This is a genomic window from Demequina sp. NBRC 110056 (assembly GCF_002090155.1).
GTDB lineage: Bacteria > Actinomycetota > Actinomycetes > Actinomycetales > Demequinaceae > Demequina.
Genome location: NZ_BBRM01000002.1, coordinates 471780 through 483518, shown reverse-complemented (window position 1 = coordinate 483518; position 11739 = coordinate 471780). Strand labels below are relative to the sequence as shown.

Annotated in this window: 9 protein-coding genes and 1 tRNA gene; 6 read left to right on the top strand and 4 right to left on the bottom strand. The window is 71.3% G+C overall.

Translation table 11 applies throughout. The annotated features are described in order from the left end of the window. Positions 1-22 precede the first annotated feature (22 nt). Positions 23-96 (top strand) — tRNA-Pro (locus B7K25_RS02270). A gap of 127 nt (positions 97-223) precedes the next feature. On the opposite strand, the gene B7K25_RS02265 is transcribed toward B7K25_RS02270, so the two are convergent. Continuing rightward, the gene (locus B7K25_RS02265; RefSeq protein ID WP_234988040.1) at positions 224-1744 is read right to left on the bottom strand and encodes an SDR family NAD(P)-dependent oxidoreductase; all 1521 of its coding nucleotides are present in this window, start codon (positions 1742-1744) and stop codon (positions 224-226) included. Between the two features lie 51 nt (positions 1745-1795). Continuing rightward, complete coding sequence (locus B7K25_RS02260; protein WP_234988071.1) at positions 1796-2914, bottom strand: methyltransferase; 1119 nt, start codon at positions 2912-2914, stop codon at positions 1796-1798. Positions 2915-3086: 172 nt separating this feature from the next. Between B7K25_RS02260 and B7K25_RS02255 the strand changes: the two genes are divergently transcribed. The 3 genes from B7K25_RS02255 to B7K25_RS02245 all read left to right on the top strand — a co-directional run bounded on the left by B7K25_RS02255 (position 3087) and on the right by B7K25_RS02245 (position 6003). Further along, entirely contained in the window at positions 3087-3329 is a 243-nt protein-coding gene (locus tag B7K25_RS02255; RefSeq protein WP_084103815.1) for a hypothetical protein, read from the top strand. A 227-nt stretch (positions 3330-3556) separates the two neighbouring features. Next, a complete protein-coding gene (locus B7K25_RS02250) occupies positions 3557-4564 on the top strand; it encodes a serine hydrolase (RefSeq protein ID WP_159450090.1) in 1008 nt (335 codons plus the stop codon). Positions 4565-4797: 233 nt separating this feature from the next. Beyond that, complete coding sequence (locus B7K25_RS02245) at positions 4798-6003, top strand: MFS transporter (RefSeq protein ID WP_084103811.1); 1206 nt, start codon at positions 4798-4800, stop codon at positions 6001-6003. On the opposite strand, the gene B7K25_RS02240 is transcribed toward B7K25_RS02245, so the two are convergent. After that, a complete protein-coding gene (locus tag B7K25_RS02240; RefSeq protein WP_084103809.1) occupies positions 6004-7563 on the bottom strand; it encodes an SDR family oxidoreductase in 1560 nt (519 codons plus the stop codon). Positions 7564-7770: 207 nt separating this feature from the next. Here B7K25_RS02240 and B7K25_RS02235 point away from each other — a divergent pair, with 207 nt between their 5' ends. Continuing rightward, a complete protein-coding gene (locus B7K25_RS02235; protein ID WP_084103807.1) occupies positions 7771-9300 on the top strand; it encodes a nucleobase:cation symporter-2 family protein in 1530 nt (509 codons plus the stop codon). Positions 9301-9306: 6 nt separating this feature from the next. Here the strand turns inward: B7K25_RS02235 and B7K25_RS02230 are convergent, their stop codons facing one another. Then, entirely contained in the window at positions 9307-9924 is a 618-nt protein-coding gene (locus tag B7K25_RS02230) for a nucleoside deaminase (protein WP_084103805.1), read from the bottom strand. Between the two features lie 161 nt (positions 9925-10085). Between B7K25_RS02230 and B7K25_RS02225 the strand changes: the two genes are divergently transcribed. Next, entirely contained in the window at positions 10086-11732 is a 1647-nt protein-coding gene (locus B7K25_RS02225) for an alcohol dehydrogenase catalytic domain-containing protein (protein WP_200807822.1), read from the top strand. Positions 11733-11739 lie beyond the last annotated feature (7 nt).

The following is an 11739-nucleotide window of genomic DNA, read 5'->3' as shown; positions in this document are numbered from 1 at the left end:
TCGCCGCCGCAGGAGGGTCACTCGGGCTGTGGCGCAGCTTGGTAGCGCACCTGACTGGGGGTCAGGGGGTCGCAGGTTCAAATCCTGTCAGCCCGACCGAGACACGAGGGCCGTTCTTCCTGGTACACGCCAGGAGGGGCGGCCCTTGTGCGTGAGCAAGCCCCGCCTGGTCAAGGCGCGGCGATGGCGGGCCGCACCCCGGTCCCGGATGTGGCGACGTCGATCACCACTTCGACGGCGCGTAGTCCTTGAGGAAGACGCCGAACAGGTCCTCGCCGGCCTCGCCGCGCACCACCGGGTCGTACACGCGCGCCGCGCCGTCGACGAGGTCCAGCGGCGCGTGGAAGCCCTCCTCGGCGAGGCGCACCTTGGTGGGATGCGGGCGCTCGTCGGTGATCCAGCCAGTGTCGACGCTGGTCATGAGAATCTGATCGGACTCGAACATCTCCCGAGCGCTGGTGCGGGTGAGCATGTTGAGTGCAGCCTTCGCCATGTTCGTGTGCGGGTGGCCCGGTCCCTTGTAGCCCCGCTCGAACACGCCCTCCATGGCGGAGACGTTCACGACGTACGAACGAGCGGAGGCCGATGCGGCGGCCGCCGCGGCCAGCGCCGGACGGAGGCGATTGATGAGGATGAACGGTGCGGTCGAGTTGCACAGCTGCACTTCGAGCAGCTCCAGAGGGGTGACATCGCCGACTGCTTGGACCCACGAGTTGGTGCCGTGGAGGTCCGGCACCAGGCCGCCCGCATCGATGGCGGTGCCATCGGCAAGCCTGGCCAGCGAAGACGAGCCGGGCGCGAGCGCTTGCTCGGTGAGTCGCTGCGCCTCACGAGCGCCCGTCTCTGCGAGATGTGCGGACGCGAGCAGCGGGTGTGTCGCCGCGGAGGCCTCGATGCTCAGGGGGTGAGTCTCCGTGGTGCGTCCGAAGGTGAGCAGGTGGGGGCCTTCGCCGTCGGCCCAGAGGCCGTGCTCCAGGGGAGCAGACTCGGCCTCGACCAGGGGCGCGTACGCGTCGGGGGAGCGGCGTACGGTCTGCGCCGCGTTGTTGATCAGGACGTCGAGGGGGCCGGCCGCCGCGACGGAGTCGGCGAGGGCCACGACCTGTGCGGGATCGCGCAGGTCGATGCCCACCACGGTGAGGCGGTTCAGCCACTGCGCGGCATCGGACATCGCCGCGAAGCGGCGCACCGCGTCGCGCGGAAAGCGCGTGGTGAGCGTGAGGTCCGCGCCGTCGCGCAGCAGACGTAGCGCGATGTGCATGCCGATCTTTGCGCGCCCACCCGTCAGCAGGGCGCGGCGTCCTCGCAGGTCCGTGCGCGCGTGCCGCTTGGCGTGGCCCGTCTGCGCGCAGGAGGGACAGAGCTGGTGGTAGAAGGAGTCGACCAGCGTGTACTTCTGCTTGCAGATGTAGCACGGCCGCGCCTTGAGGTACTCGCCCGCCGTTGGGGTCGCGGCGCGCGCCTCGAGCGTGAGGCCCCGGGTCTCGTCATCGATACGGTCCGCTGCGCCGGTCGCCGTGGCAGAGACGACGGCAGCGTCGTTGGCGGCGATGGTGGCTCGACGCTCCCGGCGCCTGCTCTGTTTGACTGCCTTGATCATGTGAGCGGTCGCGTTGCGCACCGTGACGAAGTCGGGGTCCTGCTCATCGACATCGCTCAGGGAGGCAAGAACCCGTAGGGTCACCTCGAGATCGTCGGGGGCGATGCGATGGTGGCGTTCGTCGGATGCAGGCGGCGTGGACACCCGCTCCATTCTACGGACCCGGGCCTCGGTCGAGAGCGCGCGCCGTCCCCGTCAGCGACGCGTCGACACCGTGACCGTGAACTTGGCGTTGCGCGCGACCTGCTCGGTGTCGCCGACCGCACGCTCGAGCAGTGGCCGGTACCTGAGGGCGGAGTTCCACACGCACCACAGCTGGCCGCCGGGGCGCAGGACCCTGGCGGCGTCATCGAACATGCGCGGCGCGATGAGGTCGGTCACGGCTGCGGCGGAGTGAAACGGCGGGTTCAAGGCGATGAAGGACGCGCTGGCGGACGGCCTGGTCCCCAGCATGTCGTCGCGCACCACGGCAACCCGGTCCTGGACGCCGTTCGCGCGCATGGTCGCCCGCGCCGACGCGACTGCGACAGCCGACTGATCGCAGGAATGCACATGCACGCCGGGATGTCGCGTCGCGATCCACGCGCCGACGATGCCGGTGCCGCAGGCCAGATCGATCAAGGGATCGTCCGGCGTGCCGCCCGGCAGCGCGTCGGGGAGGCTCTCGAGCATCAGGCGCGTGCCGATATCCAGCCGGGCGCCGGCGAAGGCGCCGCCGTAGGCGCGGACCTCAAGGCCCTCGACCTGTGCGGCTGCGGGACTGGGATCGCGACCATCGTGCGGCGCGCGGGCGATCAGAGCCCGCGACTTCTGCCGTGCGTGGGTCACGTCGAGCCGTCCGAAGTGCTCGCGCAGCACCGTGTTCATCGACACGGACATGTGCTTCAGTCGCCCGCCCGCGACGACCACCACGTCCGGGTCGGCGTGCGCGGCGATGAGGCCGGCGATGTCGCGCAGCGCGTCGAGGGAGCGAGGCAGACGGAGCAGGACCGTTCGCGCCCCGCTGACCAGTGAGTCGTCGAGGGGTGCCGAGCGATACCGGTCGGTGAGGCACAGCCGAGCTGCGTTGGCGTCTAGCGCGCGCTCCCCGGTGAGCGCGTCGATGTGTGTCCGTACCCCGCTCGCGCCGGCATGCGCCGCCCCGAGGGTGAGCGCACCGTAGGCGTCGTTGAAAACCACGACGTCGCCGGGCTGCGCTGACGCGCGTCGCTCCGCGGACTCATCCAGGATCAGTCGATCGGCTGCGTCGACGGCGACGAGTCCGGGCGCCTCGACATCGGGCCAGCGCCGCAGCGTGTCGAAGATCGCGTTCACCGCTCGACGTCCGCGTCCATGTCCCGCGCCGCGAGGCTCCAGGCGGGAGGGCAGGTGCGGACCCTGGTCGAGGGGATTCGCGGGTGGAGGCCGATCACCATGAAAGCCTAGTCGCGTGGTGGGCGCCATCGTCCGCGAGGGCGCGGCGGAGCGGTTCTGGGAGGATGGGGTCATGTCTGAGGAGCGCGATCGACGGGACCTCATTCGTCTGCCTGCACCCGGCGCACGGGTTGTCGTGCGCTACTTGATCCCCAGCGGTGAGGCGACGGATGCCCTCGGTGAGCTGGTGAGCGTCGACGACGACACGGTCGTGGTGGACGGCGTGCGAGGGCTCGAACGCATCCCCGCCGGCAGCATCGTCGCCGCGAAGGAGGTGCCTCCTCGGGCTGAGCGTCGACCCCACCGTCCCGAGTGACCGGGGGTGGCCCGCCGGCTGCCCAGCTTCGAGATCGACCCCGCGGTGACGCGCCCGCGCGCGTTCTAGTCGTTGAGGTAGCGACGGGGAGGTCTGCCATGGCGAGCAGGGCGCCGGTGGGGGCGACACGTGTACGGAGAGCGCTCGTGCTCTTCGCGGCCGGGGCGTCGCTGGTGCTCGCCGCATGCGTCGGTCATGGTGCTGCAGCGGACGGTGGTCTCCCGACGATGAGCGCGGTCCCCGATTCCCCGGCGCCCGTGGATCTACCGCAGAGCCCTCTCGAGAGGCTGGCAGCGGACACGCTCGTTTCTGAGCGCGGTGCGGTGGTGCTCGGCGTCTTCGACCCGAAGTCCGCCGAGGTGGTCGCGGTGGGCGGCGACGCCGACGGCGTGCCGATGGAGCCCGAGCGCCCGTGGCCAACGGCGAGCCTCTCGAAGGTGTTCGTGGCCGCCGCGGTCCTGCGCCTCGTCGATCAGGGGCTGATCGACCTCGACGCACCCATCGGTGACTATGTCGACTTCGCGGTCCCGCCGGAGGTCACCGCTCGCCTCGCGCTGCTGCACCAGGCAGCGATCCCTGAGGTCGACTTCGAGTCGTGGACGTGCACGAGCGATGCGAACGTGGCTGAGGTCGAGGAGGCCGCGGGCCGTGCTGGCGAGTTGTGGGCGCCAGGAGAGCACATCACCTACTCGAACACCGGCTACATGGTGCTCGGGCGCCTCATCGAGTCGGTGACGGGCGCGGACCCCGGCGAGCACATGCGGGACACGATCTTCGCGCCCCTCGGCATGGACTCGACCTACTTCTACGAATCGCAGGAGGGTCCTTGGCCGTGGTGGCCACGCCCGCGACAGGCTGCGGGCCAAGGGATGTTCGAGTGTGGGGTGCTCGGACCGACCGTCGGCGTCGACGGTGCGGCGATCACCTCCGCCGCAGACATGGACGCGTTCTACCGAACGCTGTTCGAGGGCGGGCTCGTGAGCGACTCCTCTCTCGAGCTCATGACGACTCCGGCGTCCAAGGTGTTCGGCTATCCGCTCGGGCTGGGGCTCGCCCAGATCCCCGTCGACGACACCGGCGACACGCTGGCGTTCGGCTTCGGCGGCGACGGGGGATCCTTCCTCACACTGGCCGTGTTCGACCCCGTGGCCAGCCGCACCGTGGTCGTGTTCACGACCGAGGGAGACACCTTCGGCGTGGTCCGCGACGCGTACGCCACCGGGGGAGGCCCTTGACCCCATCGGCCGACGTCGGTACGACTGAAGGCACGGCGTACGCGCGTCGACCTCAGCCCCGGAGCCGTCGTGAGGCCGGGCCCGTCGAGCTCTGCGCGGTGTGCGTCAGGGGCGCTGCGGCATCCCGGCAAGAGCCGTCTACCCCTTGACCCCTCGGAAGGGTTTCAGTAGGACTGGTTCTCAGGCGCGGGCCTCTCGCGCACCGTCCCCGTCCTGACGTGAAGGCGGATCGCATGGTTGCCGAGCAGCTCCCGCTGACCCGGGTCAGGAGCGCGCGGCTCGCGGTCCTCGGCATCTTCCTTGCTGTCGGCTCGCTCGCGGGAGGAGTGATCTCCCGGGTTCCCAGCGTGCGCGACGACCTTGCGGTGTCGCCGGGGCAACTCGGGGCCATCCTGCTCGTCGGCTCCGTGGGTGGGCTGGTGGGCTTCTCCGTGCTCGGCGGCCTGGTGGGGCGGTGGGGGTCGCGCGCGGTGCTCGGGACCACCGCCGTGTGCGCTGCGGGCGCGCTGCTGCTCATGGCTGCCGCGACGGCGCTCGGGTTCGCCCCGCTCTACGCGTTCGGGTTGTTCGTGGGGCTGGCATCCCTCGAGATGACCATGGCCATCGCGAACACGCAGGCCGCCGCGGTTGAACGCCATGTCGGCAGCGCGATCATGTCGCAGTTCCACGCGGGCTTCTCGTTGGCGATGTTGGCAGGCTTGGGGCTTGGCGCGGTGCTGTCCGGCGCTGGGGTGTCAGCTGCGGCGCACTTCGTCGGCATCGGCGTGATCGTCGGCGGCGTGGTCTCCGTGGTGGCGCGCATCGCCATCATCGACGACTCCGAGGGCTCGCCGGAGAGTGCGGCCGAGCGTCCGGGGCTGTTCGTGACCGTGCGACTGGCGACTCGGGAGCGGCGCACGATCCTGCTCGGCCTGATCATCTTGGCGGCGTTCACCACCGAGGTGGGTTCGTCGAACTGGATCCCGCTCGCGCTGGTCGATGACTATGGGCGCACCGAGGCCGTGGCTGGAATCGTGTACGCGGGGCTGGTCCTCGCCCAAAGCACCATGCGGATCGTGGGGCCCCGGTGGCTCGACAGGCTCGGGCGGGTGCGCACGCTGCGCGCGAGCGCCGTCCTGCTCGCGGTCGGCTCGCTCACGTTCGCCTTCGCGCCGCAGGTCTCGATCGCGTCGATCGCGCTTGTCGTGTGGGGCATCGGCACGGCGTTCGCCTTCCCGGTCGCGCTGTCGGCCGCGGCCGACGATCCCCACAACGCGACGGCTCGCGTCGCCGCGGTGAGCGCCTTCGGGTCCGCTGGCGGGCTCATCGTGCCGCAGGTCATTGGCCTGCTGGCCGAGGTCATGGAGATTCGCCACGCGCTGCTGCTCGCCGTGGTCGCTGCCGCCGCGATCTTCGTGCTCGCCCCGGCGGCACGTCCGCTCTCGGCGCAGGGCCACTGATCACGCAGCCTCCGGATCCTCTGCGAGGGCGACGATGCGGTTCACCATGCCGCTGAAGATCAGCCCGTGGAAGGGAAGCATCGACAGCCAGTACAGGCGACCCGTCAGTCCGCGCGGGAAGAAGACGGCGCGCTGGTGATAGTGCGATCCGCCATCGATGGGGTCGACCCCGAGCTCCAACCACGCCTTGCCAGGCACGCGCATCTCCGCACGCAGCCGCAACAAGCGCCCGCGGTCCACGCGCTCGACGCGCCACACGTCGATGGCGTCGCCCACGCGCACGCGGCCCTTGGTGCGGCGCCCGCGACGCTGGCCGACCCCGCCAGCCATGCGGTCCATGAGCCCGCGCGCGGCCCACAGGACGGACGCCGAGTACCACCCGGTCGCCCCGCCCACCTCGGAGATGACCTTCCACACCGCCTCGGGTGAGGCGGTGCTGTCCTTGGTGCGCGCGTCGGTGAACACCGTGCGGCCTGCCCAGTCGGGGTCCGACGGCATCGGGTCGCTGGGCGCACCCGCCACCCGCGCGTCCACCCAACTCGTCTCGACCTGGTCGATCTCGATGCGCCCGAGCGCGAGCTCGACGGCCTCGCGATAGCCGGTGAGGCCCTCGTGCGGCGCCGGCACCAACGCTGCGATCGCCTCGTCCTTCACGACGCACGTGTGCAGGAGCGACTCGACGAGCGGCCGCGCGATCTGCCGGGGCACGGGAGTCACGAGACCCACCCAGTGGGAGGCAAGTCGCGGGGTGAGCACCGGCAGAGCGGTGATGCCGCGGCGCGGCAGGCCCGCCACGCTCGCGTAGCCGTTCATCATCTCCGCGTAGGTCAGGACGTCCGGGCCGCCGATGTCGAAGGCGTCGTTGACCTCTCCGGGCGCGCGCGCCGTGGCGAGAAGGTAGTGCACGACGTCCCGCACGGCGATGGGCTGGATCTCGTTGCGCACCCACCGTGGGGCGGGCATGTACGGCAGCACCTCGGTCAGGTGGCGGATCATCTCGAAGGAGGCGGAGCCGGCGCCGATGACGACGCCGGCCCGGAGCACGATCGTGGGCGTCGCCGAAGCGAGCAGGATGTCTCCGACCTCCTTGCGCGAGGCGAGGTGCGGGGCGAGCTCGACGCCGTCGGGGTGGAGGGCCCCGAGGTAGATGATGCGGGACACCTGGGCGTCCGCGGCGCTGCGGGCGACGGTGAGCGCGATCGCTCGGTCGATGCGCCCGTAGTCCTTGCCTCCGGACATGGAGTGCACGAGGTAGTAGACGATGTCGACGTCCGCCATCGCGCGGTTCATCGCGTCGGCGTCGGTGGCGTCGCCCTCGACGACCTCGACGTCGTCGGCCCAGGGGAGAGCGGCGATGCGCGGTGCGGAGCGGGTGAGCGTCCGCACCGTATAGCCGCCCGCGAGGAGGCGGGGCACGAGGCGGCCCCCGATGTAGCCGGTCGCGCCGAGCACGAGCACGCGGGGCGCGGAGCCGTCCGGCCCGACCTCCGACCGCAGATCGGGCTCCGTCCCGAAGGGGGCGCTGAGGGACACGACGCCGGCGTCGCGATGCTCGCCCATGAGTGCACTCCCATCCCTGCGTCGCGCCGAGCGACACCTCGCAGGGGACAACCGGCGCGCGTCGGGCAGGTATTCCCGCGAACGTCTGCGGCGACGGACGAGCGCGTCATCGACTGTTGCCTGCTGGAAATCGGGGCGAAACGGACGCGGCGTAGCGTCGCGATCAGCACCATCTTCAGGCTGCGGCACGACCCGACAGGAGCGCGCATGTCGACCACCTCTCGCGACCTCAACACCGTCGACACCATCCCGCCGCTCGCGCGGCTGTTCCCGCTGGGGCTCCAGCACGTGCTCGCGATGTACGCGGGAGCGGTCGCCGTCCCGCTCATCGTGGGAGGGGCGCTCGGCCTGTCCGGGCCCGACCTGGCGTACCTCATCAGCGCGGACCTGTTCGTCGCGGGCCTCGCGACGATCGTCCAGTCCGTCGGGTTCTGGCGCTTCGGCGTGCGCCTGCCCCTGATGCAGGGCGTGACCTTCGCCGCCGTCGGGCCCATGATCGCGATCGGCACGCAGCACGGCATCACGGCGATCTACGGCGCGACCATCGCGTGCGGCGTGTTCATGATCGTCGTCGCGCCGTTCTTCGCCCAGCTGCTGCGGTTCTTCCCGCCGATCGTGACCGGCACCGTCATCCTCATCATCGGGCTCTCGCTCATGCGCGTGGCGGCCGGATGGATCGTCGACGGCGCCGAGGACGGCGCCGCCGACCCTGTCGACGTCGGCTTCGCCGCGGGAACGCTGCTCGTCATCATCCTCATCGAGCGCTTCGCTCCGGCTGCGCTGTCGCGCGTGTCCGTGCTGCTGGGCCTGCTCGTCGGCACCGTGGCGGCACTGCTCGTTCCCGGGATGGTCGACTGGTCGGGCGTGGGGGAGGCGTCGTGGTTCGGACTCGTGACGCCCTTCCACTTCGGCATGCCGACGTGGCAGCTCGCCTCGATCGTGTCCATGGTGATCGTCGGCATCGTGATCATGACGGAGACCACAGGCGACATGATCGCGATCGGTGAGATCGTCGAGAAGCCGGTGGGCCGGCGCCAGCTCGCCGACGGCCTGCGCGCCGACGGGCTCGGAACGGTGGTCGGCGGAGTCTTCAACACCTTCCCCTACACGGCGTTCGCGCAGAACGTGGGGCTGGTCTCGCTCACCGGCGTCCGCTCGCGCTACGTCGCGACGATGGCGGGCGGCATCCTCGTGGTGCTGGGCCTGCTGCCCAAGGTCTCCGCGATCGTCGAGGGCGTGCCGCGGGCGGTGCTCGGCGGCGCCGGCATCGCGCTGTTCGGCATGGTGGCCGCGAGCGGCATCAGGACGCTCGCGAAGGTGCGCTTCGACAATCGCAACATCCTGGTCGTGGCGATCTCCGTCGGCGTGGCCCTGCTGCCGACCGTCGCGCCCGAGATCTACGGCAACTTCCCGGACTGGTTCACGCTCATCTTCGACTCCGGCATCTCCGCGGGCGCCATCACGGCGATCCTCCTCAACCTGCTGCTCAACTCTGCGTCGCTGCGCGAGCGCTACGGCGAGGATCCGCCGATCGCGAGCTACGACGCGGTGCGTGGCCCTGCCGCCGTCGCGCTCATCCATCCCGAGGCGGTCGGCACGGGCCTGATCCCGGTCCAGCTGCTCAACGACGTGGGCGACGAGTGGCCCACCGTCGACAAGGACGGCAATCCCGTCGCCGCGCACATCGTGGTGCCCGACCGCGAAGCGTACGGCGACGAGGCGTCGCCAGCGCCGTAGCGCGCCTCAGGTGCGAGCGTCGGGAGCCTCGGCGTCGATCGCTCCCTGCCCGCGGGCGTTGTAGACCACCGACGAGGACTCTCCGTAGGCCGCGTAGACAGCCAGCGCATCGGCCCTGCCGACGTCCTGCACCACCTCGATCCCGCGGCGCTCGAACTGCTGTGCCCAGTCGGCGACCATCGGCCCCTCGTCGAAGCCGGTGAGCCGTTCGAGCTCGGGCCCGTCGCCCGCGACGACGAGGTGACGCACTCCTGACCACAGCGTCGCGCCGTAGCACTGCACGCACGGGCGCCAGTTGACCACCAGCGCGAGGTCGTGGCCGTCGCCGAGGTCCCAGGTGCCGAGGGCCTGCTGAGCGAGCGCGAGGGCCATCACCTCGGCGTGTCCGGAGCTCACGCCGGTGGACAGCACCACGTTGACTCCGACCGACACGAGCCGGCCGGTGACGTGGTCCACGACGATCGCGGCGAACGGGCCGCCGTTGCCCTCGCGCCAGTTCCGGTCAGCGAGCCGGTTCACGAGAGCCATCTGCGCCTCGTGGCGCTCGAGGCTCTCGGGCAGTGCGGGCACCTCCGCTGCGAGCCAGGGCGGCAGGGTCATCGAGTACGTGGTCGCGATCGCCATGGCTGGAGCCTAGAAGAGCGCCGATGCGCCACGCCAGCGTCCGGTACGAGCTCGCCCGAGATTCCTCCGGACATCGCACTGTGAATCGTGGTTTACTTAGCGGGCCCGTATGGAACACCGACGTCCCGAGAGGCCCGCCGATGGCATCGTCCCCACCGTCCGTGCGTGAGACGCCGACGACCGAGCGCACGCACCTCGAGCGAGCAGTCGCCGCGGTGGCGACCGTGGCGGGGCGCGAGCCCGAGCTCCGCGAGGTCGTCCTGACCCCGTTGCAGCCCGACGAGGTGCTCGTCGAGGTCGCCGCGTCCGGCGTGTGCCACACGGATCTCACGGCGCTCGACGGCGCGGTGCCGCTGGCGCTGCCCGCCGTGCTCGGCCACGAGGGCGCAGGCACGGTGGTCGCGGTCGGCGCACGCGTCACGGCTGTCGCGGTGGGGGAGCGGGTCGTCATGACGTTCGACGCGTGCGGAGCGTGCCGGCGCTGCCGAGAGGGCCATCCCGCGTCGTGCGCGGAGTTCGCCGCGCGCAACTACTCGGGTGCGCGGCCGGACGGCTCGGCCACCCTCACGGACGAGTCAGGCGCGCGGATCTCCGGATCCTGGCTCGGCCAGTCCTCCTGGGCGACGCATGCGATCGCCCGAGAGACCAACGTGGTCCCGATCGGTCCGGACCTCCCCTTCGTCCTCGCCGCTCCGCTCGGGTGCGGCGTGCTCACGGGAGCCGGAACGGTCCTCAACGTGCTGCGACCCGGCCACGACGACCGGGTGCTCGTCGTCGGAGCGGGCACCGTCGGCCTCGCCGCCGTCATGGCCGCACGCGCGGTCGGGGTCGCCACGATCACGGTCGTCGAGCCGGACGAGGCGCGGCGCGCGCTCGCCGGGGAGCTCGGAGCGGACGCAGCGATCTCGCCGGAGGAGGCGCGCGAGCTCCGCGGCACTCACGACCTCGCGCTCGACACCGTGGGCACGCAAGCCGCCATCGACCTCGCCCTCGGCGCCCTCGTCACCCCGGGGGCCTGCGCCACGGTCGCTCTGCGCGGTGGCGCCAACCGCGTGACCGTGAGCCAGACGGCGCTGCTGTGGGGGCGGAGCCTGACCGGCGTCATCGAGGGCGACGCGGAGCCCGCGGAGCTCATCCCGCGCCTCGTGGGCCTGTGGCGCGCCGGCCTGTTCCCCCTCGAGAGCCTGGTCACGCGCGTCCCGTTCGAGGACATCGGAGCAGCAGTGGCCATGACGCGCGGCGGCGAGGCCGTGAAGGCGGTGCTCGCGATGGCCGACGCGCCACCCGAGAGCACCCCGCCGCTCGCGCTGCGCGTCTCTGCCGCCGAGCGCTTGCGCCAGATCATGGCGGACGGCACGGGCCGTTCGTGGGAGCTTGCCGCGCTGTGGGACGTGCTGCCTGCCGCGCGTGCCGCAACGCTCACGGGGCTGTGGCGTGGCGTCGGCATCGACACCGGCCACCGGATCCACCGTGCACTCGTGAAGGCGTCCTGGTACGGAAAGAACTTCGTCGACGCGGCACACGTCCAGCCCATCGTGAGCCGCGACGTCGACGGGTCGCTGTGGGCCAATCTCGCCCTCAGCGGCGGCGGCGCCTGGCTGAGCGACCAGGCGCACCGCGGCAAGGTGTGCGCGACGATGACCTACGACACTCGTCCCGTGCACGACCACTTCGTCTCGGTCGACGACGACACCGTCCTTGGCGTGATGGCCGGCGCCGGGGCGCTCGACGGCGGCGAGCCGTACTACTTCGTCCTCGAGCGCGACCGTGACGCGCACCCGGGCGCCGTTCCCGAGCGGTCCCCGTGACCGCATC